Here is a 16,733-nt window from a genome sequence, read left to right as displayed (position 1 = left end):
TCACTCGGTCACCTCCCGCCAGTAAATGATACGGTCGTGGCCGCGGTAGACGCCGAAGGTGGCCACCCCTGACGGGTCCCCCAGTGAACCGTCACCATCATAGTCTCCCTGTAGCCAGACCGGCACCGGAAAACTGACCCTGACGTCCCCCCGGTTTGGCTCGCCTGGCGCCGCCAGAACAACCTCACTGCCCGTGGCCGAGCCTCCCATATCCATCGTCCCCGAGACCGGCACAACCGAGGTACTGCCCCCGGAGAGGCCTGACTGATCCAGAGTGACACTACCCGTGTTGTAGCCCCAACAACTGTCCGCCAGATTCCGGGTGAAGCCGGCTGCCGTGTAATAGTCAATCTGGAGCGGCATTGCCAGATTAACGGTTTCCGGGCCGTATACATTCTCCAGTTGCAGCCTGCCATATCGCAATTCGAAGTTCATAACGGGTAACAAATTCGTTGGCAACAGCGGCGCTGACACGCTGTCTGCATCCTGCAGCTGTGTCAGTTCAATGGAATAGTCCGGTGTAAACGGCGCCACCCGCGTCTGTACCGTTTTGTTATAGGTAATCTCATCCAATGAAGAGAACCGATATTGCAACTGGCCTCGCCCGATCACGGACAAAGTCGGATTGGCGAGATTCGTGCTGACAGGAAAGGGAGCGCCGTTAGCATCCAGACCGCTGTTATCAGCTACTGCTGGCGTTCGCACAAGGCTTCCCGGCGACAACCGCAGGAAATCACCCAGCGTATAATTCCGTGTGACGGCTCCCCCCACATTCAGGGCCTCCACCAACAGCGCGGGTTCGACGCCGCTGAGCCACTTAAACGGCTTGCCGATATAGGAGAATGCGGCAGAAATGTCGCAATAAGCCTCGATCTCACCCGGCTCCGTAATCGTGACGCCAAAACGGTCGGGAACGAAACGTCCCACATGGCTGACCGCGTTACCAATAACATTAGCGGTGCCCAGATAACCACCACTGGCCAGCTCAGGAGTAATGCTGATGATGCCCACCTCTGGCCAATGGAACTGGCCGCAAGCGGTGCCACCTGCAGCCGGGGCACCAGTACAATCCTGACCAAAGTCACCAAAGGAGCCGGAAAGTGCGGGACTGTCTCCGCCCGATGGCGCCACCAGGGAGGCCTCCAGCACAACGTCTTCAGCGGGCGTTTCCTGGCCAAAATTTGGTGTCACGTTGCCGCTGGCATTGATAGACGAAACACGAACCTCGAAATCATCACCGGCCGCTACAAAGGCATTGTCGTCCTGAACCGAGGTCGCTGCCGGATTACCCGGAATCGTCAGCTGGAAATGATCCGGGCGGGCAACAAATTCACCATCGCCTACCATTTCCAGGCCAGCATCATCGCCGGAGCCTTGGTAACGGGCATTGAGACGGATCCTCCCGACATCCGGATATCGAATACTCACCGTTGCCAGGCCATTGGCATCAAAGAACAGTGGCTTGGTTCCGGAGACAAAGAATGGTAACTCGCTGCCATCCTCATCTAAGACCACACTCTGATCACCAGAGGACGGGTTGATGTAGGAAGACCAGAGTGCAACGTTTTTTGTTTCCTCGTCAAAACCGGGAACACAGCGTTGACTACTGTCATCCTTGCGCACGGCCGCGATACTGGCCGTAACAACGGTGTCCGCAATGTGATCCGGCACCGCAATATCAAATCCCGAGTCAAAGAATGTCATATCGCACTGATCCGCTGCCAACGTGCCGGAACCGTCATCACAGAGAGTCTGCGAAAATGCCACCGTACCGGGATCCGACGAAGGAACCCCCAAAGTGACGGTGCCAGGTGAGGTAATCGCCAATGAACGAGTGGTCTCACCATTCATCGTGAAGGTGTCTCCCCCTACCCAGCCAGACGGAGACAAAGTCACTTCCACAGGATCAGGGAAGAAAGCGTTGCAGGCCGCGTCGTCGCAGGCGCGAATTCTCACGGTCTCAGGCTTACAGGTCAGGCCTCTGCCACTGTGTATGATTTCAAAGTGGTCCACTCGTCGCTGGATTTCGCCCACCTTGTCTGCGCAGATTTCCAGACCATCGAGCTCATGGATATTTGTTGAGCCACCCGTGGAGCCGGTCAGGGAAAAGAACAGGTTCTCCGGAACATCCGCTTGCTGGCCAGTGAGCGTTACCGAGATGATCTCCTGATAGTCGGTGCCCGTGGCAGTGGTGTCTCTCTCAACCAGGAGAACAGGGAGAGCGCCTCGTGAGTCGATGGTTATCCGGTAACGGTGAGGTGCATTCCTGCCGGTCGCATCAATGCCGGGGAACAAGGCATCGGAGCCTGCGATGTACTGATAATTCAAATCTGCGGCGCCGCGCACTGCCACTGAGTCGGGCGTTCGTCCACGTTTGCCGCCCTGACGACCCTCGCTCCAGTTCGAATAGTTGCCGTACTCGTCAATACCTATGCCAAGCCAACCGCCAGCGAAGCCCCCGGTTCTGTCTGGCTCCTGTGCATAGCCGAGCGAACCGCCATAACCACCCGCCTGCGGTGTGATCGACGCATCAGAGAAAACGATCGCGACGCCATCGGCGCCATTGCCATCGTAGGCGTAGTAGTCAAATTCGACCTGGATAAGGTTATCTGCACCGGGGAACAAGCGCTGTAAACTGACTGCTGTCGCCTGGTTCCCTACAGCCTCAGTCAGCCTCAGCCTGCCACCAACAATGCCAGGCCTGAAACTCCCCCTGGAGACGGAGGTTGCCCAGTCATCGGTATTGAGAGCCCCCCCAGAGAACTCTTCGCTGAAACAGATTGCCGGTTTAGGGTCTTCAACGGTGTAGGTGATTCGCACTCGTCCGGATGCTCCTGCACCACCATTTGCCGACAAACAGACTAGAAAACTGCAGGCGGCACCACCTCCACCCCCACCGGGCACACTACCCGGCGCCCCGCTTCCACCGGAACTGCCGTTGCCGCCGGCCCCGCCTCCAGCCACTGCGCTCCCGCCCGTACTGCCCGCGCCATCGTTTCCCGCAGAACCAGAGCCTGCGGAACCACCACCGCCACCACCATCTCCACGGGCGTTGGCACCTCGACCACCACTGAACACCGCATCTCCGACGCTCGAGACCGCACGTCCACCAGCGCCACCCGACGTATTGTTAGTGCTTACGCCAGCACCACCCTGTGCGAGCAGTGTTGACGGACTGCCAAACCAGGAGCTGTCGCCTGCGGCTGAATTGCTTCCGCCGGAACCAACCCGGTAGGCAAAAGTCTGGCCAACTGAAACCCCGAACGACCGGGAAGCATACGCTCCTCCACCACCGCCACCAGCCTCCACGCCGCCTCCAAAGAGAGGCCTGGAAACCGACCCACCACTACCACCACCACCCCAAACCTCAACCGTGATGGATCGAACGTTGGCCGGAACCGTAAAGGAACCATTACCAGGAGAATCGAACTCCACAACCTGTTGTGCCTGGAGCGATAAGGGCACAAGTGAAAACAGCAACGCCAAAAGCAACAAGCTTTGGGTTTTCATAAACGTCCGTGACATGGTGCGATTCATCGGGTGCGAACCTCCACTATCCGTATGGCCTGATCCGGACCATTGCCACACCGCCCCGTGCTTTTAATTGAAAACACCGTATCGCCTCCGGGGCCTTTGATATCGGCAGCTATCGAGGCGCAGGTGACCGACGCACTGCAGCCGTTCAGGGCCGAAACAGTAAAATTCAATGATGCGTTCACCGCACTGCAGCTGCCGCCCTCCAGCACATCCCTGACTGCCACCTGGGCGCCACTCTCCGCCGCGAAGAACGCTCGCTGGGACTGTATCTGCAGGCTTACCGCCTGCCCGCTACTCTCCTGTAGCTGCGCCATGCCCACTACCAGCAGGGCCAGTACCGTAATAATAAACAGCGCTACCGGGAGACCTGCACCGGTCTCCCGGCCGGGATAAGAATCAGGGTACATTGCGGATCTGCACCTCCTGGCTAACCGTGGTGGTCTCATCACCCTGAGGATCCTTCAAAGAAAAGGTGAACTGCACGACTGCCGCACGCCGAAAACTGGGTGGCGTGTATTGGAACTGGGCCGTACCGGCAAGATTGGCCGATAGAATCTGAGGCGTCACCGACGGGGGAGTTGGCTGTGTGGTCGATGGGGCATAGCCGCTGTAGCGGTATAGAAACTGACCGCTCTGGCACAAGCTGACAGGCTGCGCCACCACGAAGAGCCGACGCTGCGGTGACCGTTCCCCGAAACGATGATTGGCGCCAAGGTTAATCTGAGCTGGAGACACTGAATTGTCGATACTGGCGATGGTTGGCGATACTGGTCCCGGACTGGCACTGCCATAGAGTGAATCCGCAGAGGTGCCATAACCATAGACCACCGCCCGGGTAGATCCATTGGGGGGCGTATTGGCAAACGGTGCTACGGCGATCGTGTTGCCGCCATCGGGAAGATCGGTGTAGGCCGTGCCGGCCTCAATTGGCAGCCATTCCAGACAATTGTCCGCAACGCGAATGGATAACGGGAAGGCTTCCCGAAGCTCCCGGCTTATCTGTTCACTGATCACCACGCCCTGCAAAGCGCGCTGCTGTCGGGCGCTAACGTCAATCGCACCACGGGTGGAGAGGGCGACGAACTGCACGGAAATGGTCGCCACGATGGCCAAAAGTACGATGACAATGACCAGCTCAACCAACGTGAATCCTGCTGCCCGGCGCATCAGTAATTCGCTCGGTAGGCGGTGAAGCGGTAGTCGTTAGCGGAGGGATCCGTGATGGTGATATCGATCCGCTTGGCCTCATCAGGGGGCAGTCCCACTTCAGCGCCCGCACAGGTTATGCTGATGGAAACCCGGAAGTCGGAGTATTGGCTGCCAAGGGAGCCGCCCTGCGCATTGGCAGGCAATGCGTTGTTGATCGCGTTGTAGTCATCCACATCGTTGTAATCCTCACGCTGTGACTCTTCCGTGTCGATCGTGCAGCCAACTTCCTTTGGAACGCCCCCCGGCAAAGTCTTGTCATCATACTTCCGAGACAGCACCTCATCCATGTAGAACTGTGCCAAGGCAATTGCCCGGGTCTGGTTGAGCGGATCGGCACTGCGCCCGGCAATCAGGGAGAATGCCCCGACGACACCGGCAATGGCAACACTGATAATCACGATGGCCATGACCAGTTCCACCAGGGTGGCTCCACGTTGGACATGCATCAGCACGGCCCCCGGTAAATCGCCCCAAGTGGGCTCAGGCAAACCCGAAAAGTGGATTCGCCGGAAAAGGTAAACTGAACGGTATTACCCGAGGTTTGCGGACGGCCGTAATGATCAAAAGTAATGGGAAAGGTGGCGCCGGTGACCGACAGGGAGGTCCCTCCGCTGTCAATCCGGAAAGGCTCCCGTGAGCCCACGGCAAACAGAAATTCGCTGGAGGTCGATGTCACGGTCAGCGTGTTCTGGGTGGTGTTACCCGCCAGCGCTGCCTGCTGGGCAAGCAGCGTGGCGGATTCCAGTTGCTGGGCGGCCAGCAAAGGGGAGAAGGCCGAGCTTCTGGCGAACAGGCCAACACCGAGGGCGGAGAGGACCCCGATCAGGATGATGACCATCACGAGCTCTACGAGGGTAAAGCCCGACGAACTTGGGGTTCCAACATTTCCCATACCCCCTCCAGACTCCAAACGACTCGACTCGTGTCGGGCTAAAAACATAATCCACTTGCTATCAAGCTTCTGTCTGCCTTTGCCCAATGCTCCTTCGCAGCCCGCCCGCAATTTTAAAGTCGACGTTAATTACAAGTAGTAGTGCCTGCATACTGCGGAGGAGTTATATTACCACTGCCATCATCCGTTGCTTCTGTGTACGTAATTGTGCAATCGCTATCTAACTCGATCGTGGTTACTCCACTAGCGTGAGTGATAGTTCCGGCATCTATCTGAGCCGCTGCAACTATTCCATCATTCGAAGCATTAGGATAACCGTAGGCCAAATTAATTGTTACGCCCTCAAGAGCAACTGTCTCGCCAGTTGCGGCGGATTGGTCACAACTCGAACTTGCCAGACACCGGGCTCGCGTGATCCCAACGGCCGATTTCATAGCGCCTACAACGCCGGCTCTGGCCGCTTTTTCTGCATCACCTCCAAAATCAGCAAACCGGGGCAAAGCAAACGCCGCCAGTATGCCCAGAATCACAATCACCATAACCAGTTCGATCAGGGTGAAACCTTTTTCTTTACGTGCTGCAATTGCTGTCATTGAATTCATCCTATTACTCCGTTTATTGCCGTAGGTATCTGCGGTTATCAGTTAATGGTTGTCGTAATTTCGCCGTTGGCAGCATTGTACTCGATGGTGCTGCTTTGGTTATCGAGCTGATAGGTGTAGGTGCATAGGCTGCCAGAGCCACTGGCGAGATAATCCACACCGGTTCCTGAAGCGGCAACGTCGGGCGCATTTGCCTGCAGTAACGCTTCCCAAACGTTCACGCATCGTCCATCTGTCATGGTGACATTATCGCCGTTCGCCGGGCCGGTATAAGTCTGGCTGCCAGCGGATACCGGCCAACCGTTGGCGGATATATTAACCGTCTCGTCACCAAAGCCAGCCAGGTCTTCAGTGGCGGTAGTGAAGCCATTTGTCACCCATTGAGCTTTTGCCAGTGCAACGCCCGCGCTCAGCGCTCCTGCCGTCCCCTTAATACTTGACTGGTGCGCCTGCTCCGAAAGCTGCGCAAACCGCGGCAGCGCAAACGCTGCCAATATGGCCAGGATGGCGATTACCACCACCAGTTCGATCAGGGTGAAACCTTTTTGCTTCTGTTTGCTGTTGTACTGCGTCATTCGTCAGCCTCTTGCCAGTTCTTTGTGTTGGCCATTCAGCGCCGGGCGTCCTGCTGGTTCACTGTGGTTTTCCGGAACGGCACCGGCTGCAATTTCAGCCCGGTTGACCGCTCGTCTTGGTCCCGCAGATTATTCCCGTTGCGGTCAGCAAATTCTGTTGTTACTAACCAGGCGATGGGTCTGCCGGCACCCACACGTTTATTTTCTACGTTTATCGGCTGCTTTGGCTTATAAATTAACCAACCATCAGCCCTTTCGCCTGTTTCTTTTTGTAGCCGGCTGGCAAAACACCAGTGCCCGGCCTCTATCTGTTCAGGGCGACAGTCGCCCTGATAGTTCGCCCATTGATGGTCTACCCAGTTGAACGGGTTTTGCCCTTCCAGCTTCGAAAGGCTCTGTTCCCGGCTCAACATGGCTTCCGCGCCCTTGACCACCAGTGCCGAGCGCAACTGGGTAAGTACCATGTCCACGCTCTGCTGCTCTGCCTGTTGCAACGCGCTTTCCAGCCTACCCAATAACACCCACCACAATATAAACAGCACCAGCAGGGCGATGGCCATCCGTAATCGCCGGAAGTGTACTTGGCCGGCAGCGGATAAACCGAACCGGTCCCGCACCTAGCCGCGCCCCATGGCGGCGGCTCCCAGGTCCCAGATGGGCAGGAACACCCCCAGCGCCAGAATCAGTACCAGAATCCCCATGGCCACGATCAGGATCGGCTCTATGGATTCCGCCAGCCGTTTCAGGCCGTAGTCCACATCTTCGTCGTAAAAATCGGCGACGTTATTGAGCATGTCATCCACCGAACCGGTTTCCTCGCCTACCGCAATCATCTGCAGGATCAGGGGCGTGAACATCTCGCTGTGTCGCGCGGTTCGCAGAAGGCTTTCACCGCGTTCAATACCAAGCCGCATGTCTTTAATATGGCTGCCTATCCAGGCGTTGTCGGTGGCGTCGGCAACCACCGTAAGCGCATGGGTGACCGGCATCCCGGCCTTGAGCATGGTGGCAAAGTTACGGGCAAAACGGCTGAGGGTAATCAACTCCAACAATGGGCCGATGATGGGCAGCTTCAGCTTGTAGCGATCCCACATCAGCCGTCCCTGCTCAGTCCGCTTCCACTGGCGAATCAGCACAGCACCAGCAGCCACCGCAAACAGCATTAAGGGCCAGTATCCCAGCAGAAAATTCGAGGTTCCGACCAGTACCTGTGTCAGGAATGGCAGGTCTGCACCCAGCTTGGCAAACACCGAGGCAAAGCGCGGAATGACCAGAAAGTTCACCACCATGAGCGCCGCCAGAAGTGCGATCACCACAAACGTCGGGTAGCGCAGTGCCTGTTTTACCCGTCGTTTGGTGTCGCGTTCCAGCTCCAGTATCTCCGACAGACGCTTGAACGAATCGTCCAGCATTCCGGTGTTCTCCCCCACGTGGATCATGGCGATGAACAGTTCGGAGAATACTTTCGGGTGTGCCTGCATGGCCGTGGCCATGGTGGTGCCACCTTCCAGACGGTTGGTAATGTCCTCCAGCACCTCCGCCAGCACCGGCGAGCGCGTGGTTTCTGCCAGTCCGCGCATGGTGCGAATCAGCGGGATACCGGCTTTGGTCAGCGCGTGCATCTGGCGGCAGAACACAATCAGCTCATCCAGCGTGACGGCTTTGCGGAACAGCGGCAGCTGGTTCAGTTTGTCCAGTGCCGACGAGGTATCTTCCTGTTCGCGAATGGTCAGCGGCGTAATACCACGGCGCATCAGTTCGCTGGCTGCCGCGTCCGGATTGGCGGCGGTCAGAGAACCTTGCTGGACAACACCCCGGTTGTCCTTGCCCCGGTAACTGAACTGCATCAGCTATCCACTCCTATGGCGGTATCGCCGCCCAGATCATCGGCATCCACCGACATGTCGGCTTCCGAGGTGGCCGCTACTCGGGCCACTTCCTGCAACGAGGTCACCCCCTGCAGAGCATAGTCCATGGCGCACTGCCCCAAAGGCCGATAGATGGGGCTTCGGCGGGCGGCCCGGGTAAAGTCAGAGACATCCTTGCGGCGCAGCGCATCCAGCATGTCCTCGTCCATTTCCAGCATTTCGTAGACGCCCAGCCGGCCCTTGTAACCAGTGTTGCTGCACTGATAGCAGCCCTTGCCGTGAATAAAGCCGGCTTCAATATCGAGTGGATCCAGGTCAAAGGACTGCAGCCAGATCAGCTCCTGTTCGGTGGGCTGGTACGGCTCTTTGCAGTTGTCGCATACCCGCCGAACCAGGCGCTGAGCCACCACCCCCAACAGTGAACTGGCCACCAGGAAGGGCTCTGCCCCCATATCAATCAGGCGCATGGCACTGCTGATGGAATCGTTGGTGTGCAGGGTGGACAGCACCAGGTGACCGGTCATGGCAGCACGCAAACCAATCTCGACGGTTTCATGGTCGCGCATTTCACCCACCAGAATGATATCCGGGTCCTGGCGCAGGGAGGCGCGCAACACGCTGGCAAATTCCAGTCCGATTTTTGGATTCACCTGAACCTGGGTAATCCGTGGCAACCGGTATTCCACCGGGTCTTCAGCGGTAATGATCTTGACCTCAGGTTTGTTCAGCTCGGTTAACGCGCCATACAGGGTCGTGGTTTTACCGCTGCCGGTGGGGCCGGTTACCAGAATCATGCCGTGGGGCTTTTTGATCAGCTTACGGAAACGTTCCAGCAAGTGCGGTGGCATGCCGGTACCCTGAAGATCCAGCATACCCTGGCTCTGGTCCAGCAAACGCATCACCACCGATTCACCATATTGCACAGGCATGGTGGATACCCGTACATCGATACTGCGGCCTTTTACCCGCACGTTGAAACGGCCATCCTGAGGCAACCGCTTCTCGGAAATGTTGAGGCCTGCCATCAGTTTCAGGCGCAGGACCAGCGCCGCGTTCACGCGCTTTTCCTTCATCACCTGTTCCTGAAGCACCCCGTCCACTCGCTGGCGGATACGCACCACCGACTCATCCGGCTCGATATGAATATCCGAACTCCGGGCCTGCACGGCGTCCTCAAACAGAGTCTGCAATAGTTTGACCACCGGCGCATCAGCGCTTTCGGATTCGGCAGACAGGTCCGCCAGGTCGAAGGCATCATCGCCCAGCTCGTCTTCCAGCTCCTCGGCCAGCGAGGCAATCTCGTCGGTACGGCGGTAGACCAGGTCCAACGTATTGAGCAGTTCGCTTTCCCGAACAACTGCCTGTTTGATGGGCTGTTTGAGCACCCGCACCAGTTCATCGTAGGCAAAAATATCCAGCGGGTCGGCCATGCCCACCAGCAACTCGCCCCCCTGTTCCGCCAGCACAATCGCCCGGAACCGGCGCGCGAGGGCCTCAGGCAACTTCTTTACCAGTTCGCTGTTGAACTGGTAGTGGCGCAGTTGTACGAACGGCACCTCCAACTGGCGGGAGAGGATATTAAGCAGGTTATCCTCATCCACATAGCCCAGATCAATCAGGGTACGACCCAGTTTCCGGCCGGTGTTCTTCTGCTCACGCAGCGCCGTCATCAGCTGCTGTTCGGTGATGACGTCGTTCTGGACCAGCAGGTCACCTATGCGAATTTTTTTCTTCGGTTCTGTGGTCATGATCCTGCCTGCAATGCATTCAAGCGTTCTCGGGCGTAGTCCGCCAGCGCCGGAGACAAGCCCGGCAGGGCTGCAGCCTGGGCGTAGGCCTGCGCCGCGCTGCGGCCGCGCCCTCCGGTTTCCAGGGCAATAGCCAGGCCGAGCCACCAGGCTGGGCGACTGTCGTCGTAGGCAATGAGTTCCGCCCAGTGACCGGCAGAGGCCTCCGTCTGCCCGGCCTGTTGCAGCAAGGTAGCCAGCGTGATGCGGTACTCTGGCTGATCAGCCACAGCCGGCACCCGGGCCGACAACGTGGCCACTGCCTGCTCAAGCTGCCCCTGCGCCAGTAAAGCTCTGGCCCGGAGCAAGCGCAGGCCGGCGTAATCGTCAGTCACCGCAGCCGGGAGCCAGCCAAGTGCCCGCTCCGCTTCTCCCTGCACCAGCAGGTCACGGGCAACCACTTCCCGGCTGTTCGGTGCAGGTTGGCTTTCAATCAGCGTGGCCAGCAACTGCTCGGCCTCAGCATTGCGCCCTGACGCCAACAGACTGGCCAGCTCACGGCTGGTGCGCAGGTCGATCACTTCCGGTGTTTCGCGGGATTGTTTCACGGATGTCCGGGCCGGCGTTGCCGCAGGTTCAGGCTCAGCAATGGCGACAGCCGGCTCAGGCTCCGCCGCGTTGGCTTTTTCTGCTACGGCCACCTCGGGTGTGGCTGGCTCCTGCTGTTCAGTCGGTTCTGCCAGGTGCCGGACCGGCTCCTCAACCGTTTCGATGGTGGCCGGCTCTGGGGCTACAGCAGGCTCAGCTGTCACCACCGGTTCAAGAACAGGTCTGGCTACTGATTCAGGCGGTGTAACCGCGGAAGAATTCGCCGCCTCCGTATTCGGCCGGAACTGCGCCACAGTCTGAGTTTCGAGAAGATCTTCGGGGACGGGGGCTGGCGCCACATTGGCTTCAGTAAGCGCTGGGGCAACCGTCTCGCCTTTCGAAATAAACCACCACACTACGCCAGCGCCGAACACCAGGAAGCTCACAAGAACGAGCAGCAAAGCGGCTTTTACACCGGATCCCGTACCCGCTGTTGTGCTGTTACCGGTATACACCGCCGACACCTGTGGTTGTTGCTGCCGCTGTTCGGCCGCCCTCAGGGCATCGTTCAACAGGCTCATAACCACCTCCCGAACAGTCCGAGGGAACGGGCGCTTTCGGTATCCCTGACCGCAAGCAGCGCGTGCCTGCGATTGACTAATCGATCCCCCTGCCCCCAAGCCGCCAGCATGGCCTTGTGTGCCAGCACATTCACTAGCCTTGGAATACCTCCTGACGCCCGCCAGATCACTCTGAGAGCAGCTGGCGCGAACAGGTCGGAGCCGTTATACCCCGCCTGGGAGAGTCGGTGCCGAAGATACTGGCTTACCGAATCCCGGTTCAGCGGTTGCAGGCGAGTCTGGAAGGTAATGCGCTGGCGCAACTGGCGCAGACTGTCCTTGCTCAGAGTCGTGTCCAGCTCCGGCTGACCGAACAACACGATCTGCAGCAGCCGGGTGCTTTCGGTTTCCAGATTGGTGAGCAGGCGCAGGGCTTCAATGGTTTCTTCCGGCATGGCCTGGGCTTCGTCAATCACCAGCACCACCGGCTTCTGGTCCATCGCCAGGGCAATCAGTCTCTCGTTCAGGGCCTTGAGGATCTGATGGACGTTGGCGCACACCGCCACATCCACACCCAGTTCCTCCGCCACGGCCTCGTAGAGCGTATCCGGCGGAAGGTTCGGGTTGGGCACGTAGGCCGTGCAGGCTTCTTTATCGAGTTCATTCAGCAACAGGCGGCACAGCAGGGTCTTACCGGTGCCGACTTCTCCGGTCACCTTGATAAAGCCTTCCCGCTGCCTCAGCGCCACCAGCAAAAGCTCCAGGGCATCGGAATGGCTGGGCGCCCTCAGGAAGTAGCGGGTGTTGGGCGTCAATGCAAACGGTGCTTCCTGCAGTCCGAAGTGGCTCTGATACATCAGCGCGGCGCAGTCTCCGGTTGTGGCTTGACGGATTCAGACGAATTCAGCAGCTCCCGCAATACATTCATGCGCTCACGGGAGGCACTGACGTCGGCCTGCATCTGGCCGGCATTGGCGACAACCGGACGCAACAGGATAACCAGTTCGCTCTTGCGGGATTCAAAATTGCGCTGTTTGAACAGCTCGCCCAGTAGTGGAATCTCGCTGAAGAAAGGCACTGCAGAATTGTTGTCTTCGCTGCTGTTCTGGATCAGACCGCCAATCACCACAATCTGGCCACTTTCGGCCCGGATGACGCTATCGGTTTCGCGAACGGTGCTGCGGGCCAATGGCAGGGTGACATCCCGTTCCCCGATGGTAATCACCTTTTCCTGATCCGCCACCTCGCTCACGGATGGATGCACATGCAGGGTGATGGCGCCGTCCTCGGCGATCTGAGGAGTCACATCCAAAGAGATGCCGGAAAAGAACGGCGTCAGCTCGACAGAGGTTGATGTGCTGTCGGTGGCGGTAACGGCAGAATTGTTGTCATCAAAATCAATGTCGGTGACGAAGAACTCATCGGTGCCGACTTTGATCACGGCCTTTTGATTGTTAACCGTGGAAATTCTCGGGCTCGACAGGATCTGCACATTGCCCTGCTGGCCAAGCAGTTCAATCAACCCGGTGAAATCCCCGGCACTGACCGTTGCCGAGAAAAGCCCGCCGATGTCCGGAGTCCGAATTTGCTGACCACCAAGTGACTGGCTGGTGAAGTAGTCGGCCCGCCCCGCAGAGCTCTGGACATCATTCCAGTCGATACCCTGCTGGTACCCCTCGTTCAACCCCACTTCCAGAATTTTGGCTTCCAGCACAACCTGGCGCTGCATAATCAGCTCGGTCTTGCGCAAATAGCTCTCCACCAGCCTCAGATCGTCGGCGCCAGCCCGGACCATAACCAGCCCTGCTCCCGGATTCACCACAACCTGCCCTTTATCACCGCCTACGATCATGTTCAGGGCGTCGCGGATATCACTCCAGAAATCCGATTCGGTCTGAGTCGATATCGTGGTACCGACCAGATTGCGGGTTTCATTGTCTTCATTGTTATCGTTGCTGCCAGCCCCCTCTCTATTGCTTCGGGAACTGCTGACCTGCCCGGAACTAACACGGGTTTCGGAGCCGCCACGGCGCTTGAAGTGCAGATAATCGATGGGGAACAGGCGGGTCTGAACCTGATCGGCCGCCACCCGATATAGCCGACCAGTACGGGTAATATCCAGGCCATACAGGTCTGCCGCTATGTCCATGACTTCAGGAACGGTCACATCGCTCAGTCGAAGACTGACCGTCGTGGCCACATCCGGGCGAACCACCACGTTATAGCGGGTGCCGGCAACCAGTGCCTCAAAAAAACTACTGGCCGGAACATCCGAGGCGTTCACATCGAAGCGCTCATCCTGTTGCGGGCTGCTACTCAGAGGCGGCAACAACTGGCTGCTGATATCGGCAGCCGATGGCGCAGGCACCGCACTCACGTTACTGGCTATCCGCTGACTCTGTTCAGCCTGTTCCAGGGTTCGATCGATTTCGTCAGCCACATCCGAAGAGGTCGCCGCCGAGGTGCGCATTAACGGATTGTTGCTACAGGCCGCCATGAAAAGGGAGAGCGCAACTACGAGCGCCGTCTGGGCCTTCGGTCTGAATGCATTCATTGGTGTCCGCTTGTCTTTCATTGGGTTCTCCGCACCTGCGGAAGGGTTTCCGGGTACAGCACCCGTTGTTGGCCGTTATCCAGGATTTCAACCCGGTCGCGGTATATCCGGCGCACACGAATCCCCTCGTGGCTCTCTCCCTCGGTCAGGGCAACGCCTTCAATCACCGCCACTCTTCGATCCGCGCCATGCACAATGGAGCCAAGCTCCAGGGTTCGCGGCGGCGTTGCCTCCACAGCACGGCTCTGAACACCCGGCGGCCTGGTGGGGTCCTGCAACGCCTGCGCTGGCAACGCCGCGGCGGCGGCCATCACGATCACGGCAGTACCAACAATTTGCCAACTCACATCACACCCCCAACCACGCAGGCTCCAGGCTTAGCGTGCGCACCCGAATAGTGGCCTGGCCGTCCGGCCAGGTGCCCGCATCATACTCAAGTCGCGACCAGCCCAGCCGTTCATCCATGGCTTCCAGGCGCTCAAGATAGTTCAACACGTCCAGATAGCCGCCGCGCACGGTCATTTCCACGTCGTGCGTGTACAACAACGGCTCGGGTTTTGGCTTGTCGTTACCGACGGCAGCATTCGCCGTGTCCGGTTCGTCATACACCGGCTCCGGAGCCAACAATTCCATGGAGTCCAGTTTCAGGCCCTGTTGCGCAGCAAGCATTTCTCTTAACAGAACCACCATGTCCCGGGGTGCAATCAACTGACCAGTGGTTTCAGCAATCTGCTCATTCAGGCTGCTTAGCCGGTTTTCCCGCGCTGCAAGCCTTTCCCGCAGCTCGGTGGAAGGATCACTGGCAAGCTGTCCATCAAGGCTTTCCTGCTGGCTCAGCAAAGCATCCCGTGTGGTTAGCGCTGCCTGAAACTGGCTGCTTAGCTGACTTTTCCGGGCTTCAGCAGGCGCAACCAGCAGTTCCCAGCCAACAACAAACACCACCACGCACACCGTTAGCAGTACCAGAACCCGCTCACGAATCGGCCGGTCGTTATACCATTGGCAGCCGTCAGCCCATCGGGATTTCAACACGCTCATAAGCCTGTGTCCCCGTTGTTTTCGGTGGCAATCTGAAAGTTGACCCACTGGCGTGCTGCCTCTCCATCCGGGCGCGAGATCCGGAAATCAGAGAAGGTTTCACCAATAAACGCCGGCTCTTCGCCCAGGCGTTCGAGATAACGGGGCACCAAGTCGGCAGACCGGGTCTGGCCCTTAAGCGTCAGGGTAGCGGGGAAAGACTCCAGCCGAATCCCGGTCAGCCAGAGATTGTCTGGCACTTGCCGGGCCAACGCAGACAACCTTCCGGAAAATCCGGAATGACCACTTATGGCCAGGGTTTCGATTCGACCCAGCAGTCGTTGTCGGCGGCTGATCGTTTCCGTGACCCTTGCCAGAGCCGCTTCCAGATCCGGGTCCGGCTGACGAGCCCGAACCTCATCCTGCAGCCGGGCGACCACCTGCTCCAACTGGTTGTTTTGCCGCTCTACGGCCAGAGCCTGAGCCTCCAGTTGCTGATTCTGGTAACGAACCAGGCCGGCAAGCCCGGCAACCACCACAATCACCAGTGCCAGCGCCATCAGTGCCGATGTGGCGTTCAGCTTTTGTTTGTTTGGCCGCAGCTCGGCGGTATAAAGATTGACCTGCTGCTGCATTAATGAGCCTCCCCGACGACCAGGCCCGCACTCCAGGCAGGGAGACACCGGCTATCCAGATCCTGCTCCAGTCCAAACTCCGGCCAGGCGACAGTTTCAATCGAGGCGGCCACATAGGACGACAACATGGAGGTAAGCGGCAGCACCGAGTCTCTCGCCACCAGGCGGATCGTCGCGGGCGGCACCTGGCCCAACTGGCTCTCGAAATAATCCATGGAGCGCTGAATCTCCAGGGCGAGGGACTGCACCGCGTTTTCCTGTCGGCCGGCATCCCGCAGATCGTCGTAGGACACGTCCAGCCGCCGGGACAGATACAGCGTATCGCCGCGGCAGACAACCATCTGCCCATATCGTTCGCGCAGGTGGACCAGCGCCACACCACGGTTCGCGGTGTCCATACGGGAGGCCAGGTTTCGCAGTGCAAGTTCAGCAATATCCACCCGCACCAGTTCCAGGCCGCCTCCGTCAACCAGTGCCATCAGCTCCTGCACCAGTGACTTGCGAGCCGTAACTACGTTCACCAGGGGCCCGCGCCCACGGGAGGCATCTTCCGGAAAGGCAAAAACATCAGAAACCGCATCGGAAGGGCTGAAATCCAGAAAATCTTTCAACTTCCACTTCAGGGCATCAGCCAGTTCGTTGTCTTCTATACCCTCAGGGCGTTCCACCTGGAAAACCTGGTATTGATCGATGGGCAACACCACGACCGCCGGGGCTCCCGCCCAGCCCTGTTCGTTAACGAGAGACTCGAGCGCTTCGCGACGCTTGGCCGGCAAACAATCGACAAACCCTCTTTCGGCCCACACCCCATCGGAGCCCTTGGCCCAGGCGATGCCGTCAGGGCGGACCTCAAGACAGACCGGGGTTCTGCTGTCTGCCCGCGCAAACAAGCGGGAGACTCGGTTTACAACGGAGCTCAGGGTCATGACTTCCTTTTGGTGAACGGTATTTGCCGCGATAACCAGGCAT

General features: G+C 58.5%; 17 protein-coding genes. All 17 read right to left on the bottom strand.

The genetic code is table 11. The features are described 5' to 3' along the window. A complete protein-coding gene (locus ARC85_RS11630) occupies positions 1-3,510 on the bottom strand; it encodes a DUF6701 domain-containing protein (protein ID WP_286714874.1) in 3,510 nt (1,169 codons plus the stop codon). Between the two features lie 23 nt (positions 3,511-3,533). Beyond that, a complete protein-coding gene (locus ARC85_RS11625; RefSeq protein WP_113880433.1) occupies positions 3,534-3,944 on the bottom strand; it encodes a hypothetical protein in 411 nt (136 codons plus the stop codon). Continuing rightward, entirely contained in the window at positions 3,934-4,704 is a 771-nt protein-coding gene (locus ARC85_RS11620; protein WP_286714873.1) for a type II secretion system protein, read from the bottom strand. Before ARC85_RS11620 ends, ARC85_RS11625 begins: the two co-directional genes overlap by 11 nt. After that, positions 4,704-5,192, bottom strand: coding sequence for a type II secretion system protein (locus ARC85_RS11615; RefSeq protein WP_286714872.1), 489 nt, complete (start codon positions 5,190-5,192; stop codon positions 4,704-4,706). Before ARC85_RS11615 ends, ARC85_RS11620 begins: the two co-directional genes overlap by 1 nt. Further along, positions 5,192-5,638 (bottom strand): type II secretion system protein, encoded by a 447-nt coding sequence (locus ARC85_RS11610; protein WP_286714871.1) that lies wholly within the window; start codon positions 5,636-5,638, stop codon positions 5,192-5,194. The genes ARC85_RS11615 and ARC85_RS11610 overlap by 1 nt, the downstream gene beginning before the upstream one ends. A gap of 125 nt (positions 5,639-5,763) precedes the next feature. Continuing rightward, positions 5,764-6,231, bottom strand: a complete 468-nt coding sequence (locus tag ARC85_RS11605) for a type II secretion system protein (RefSeq protein ID WP_286714870.1) — start codon at positions 6,229-6,231, stop codon at positions 5,764-5,766. A 47-nt stretch (positions 6,232-6,278) separates the two neighbouring features. After that, a complete protein-coding gene (locus ARC85_RS11600) occupies positions 6,279-6,815 on the bottom strand; it encodes a prepilin-type N-terminal cleavage/methylation domain-containing protein (protein ID WP_286714869.1) in 537 nt (178 codons plus the stop codon). A 35-nt stretch (positions 6,816-6,850) separates the two neighbouring features. Continuing rightward, positions 6,851-7,375 carry a hypothetical protein gene (locus tag ARC85_RS11595; RefSeq protein ID WP_286714868.1) on the bottom strand — a complete coding sequence of 175 codons (525 nt, stop codon included), beginning with the start codon at positions 7,373-7,375 and terminating at the stop codon, positions 6,851-6,853. A 57-nt stretch (positions 7,376-7,432) separates the two neighbouring features. Continuing rightward, positions 7,433-8,662 (bottom strand): type II secretion system F family protein, encoded by a 1,230-nt coding sequence (locus ARC85_RS11590; protein WP_014420507.1) that lies wholly within the window; start codon positions 8,660-8,662, stop codon positions 7,433-7,435. Further along, positions 8,662-10,431: a GspE/PulE family protein gene (locus ARC85_RS11585; protein ID WP_286714867.1), complete on the bottom strand. Its 1,770-nt coding sequence runs from the start codon at positions 10,429-10,431 to the stop codon at positions 8,662-8,664. Before ARC85_RS11585 ends, ARC85_RS11590 begins: the two co-directional genes overlap by 1 nt. Next, positions 10,428-11,579 (bottom strand): tetratricopeptide repeat protein, encoded by a 1,152-nt coding sequence (locus ARC85_RS11580; protein WP_286714866.1) that lies wholly within the window; start codon positions 11,577-11,579, stop codon positions 10,428-10,430. Before ARC85_RS11580 ends, ARC85_RS11585 begins: the two co-directional genes overlap by 4 nt. After that, the gene (locus ARC85_RS11575) at positions 11,576-12,415 is read right to left on the bottom strand and encodes an ExeA family protein (protein ID WP_011784273.1); all 840 of its coding nucleotides are present in this window, start codon (positions 12,413-12,415) and stop codon (positions 11,576-11,578) included. Before ARC85_RS11575 ends, ARC85_RS11580 begins: the two co-directional genes overlap by 4 nt. Continuing rightward, a complete protein-coding gene (gene mshL, locus ARC85_RS11570) occupies positions 12,415-14,133 on the bottom strand; it encodes a pilus (MSHA type) biogenesis protein MshL (protein WP_226611596.1) in 1,719 nt (572 codons plus the stop codon). Before mshL ends, ARC85_RS11575 begins: the two co-directional genes overlap by 1 nt. Next, on the bottom strand, positions 14,130-14,459 hold the full coding sequence (locus tag ARC85_RS11565; RefSeq protein ID WP_286714865.1) for a hypothetical protein: 330 nt from the start codon (positions 14,457-14,459) through the stop codon (positions 14,130-14,132). The genes mshL and ARC85_RS11565 overlap by 4 nt, the downstream gene beginning before the upstream one ends. 1 nt (position 14,460) lies before the next feature. Beyond that, positions 14,461-15,150 (bottom strand): type II secretion system protein M, encoded by a 690-nt coding sequence (locus ARC85_RS11560; protein ID WP_023007576.1) that lies wholly within the window; start codon positions 15,148-15,150, stop codon positions 14,461-14,463. Beyond that, entirely contained in the window at positions 15,147-15,764 is a 618-nt protein-coding gene (locus ARC85_RS11555; protein ID WP_219194232.1) for a PilN domain-containing protein, read from the bottom strand. The genes ARC85_RS11560 and ARC85_RS11555 overlap by 4 nt, the downstream gene beginning before the upstream one ends. Then, positions 15,764-16,690 (bottom strand): type IV pilus biogenesis protein PilM, encoded by a 927-nt coding sequence (locus ARC85_RS11550; protein WP_286714864.1) that lies wholly within the window; start codon positions 16,688-16,690, stop codon positions 15,764-15,766. The genes ARC85_RS11555 and ARC85_RS11550 overlap by 1 nt, the downstream gene beginning before the upstream one ends. Positions 16,691-16,733 lie beyond the last annotated feature (43 nt).

Origin of the sequence: Marinobacter sp. tcs-11 (assembly GCF_002049515.1) — a bacterium.
GTDB lineage: Bacteria > Pseudomonadota > Gammaproteobacteria > Pseudomonadales > Oleiphilaceae > Marinobacter > Marinobacter nauticus.
This window is presented reverse-complemented; position numbering and strand designations above follow the sequence as displayed.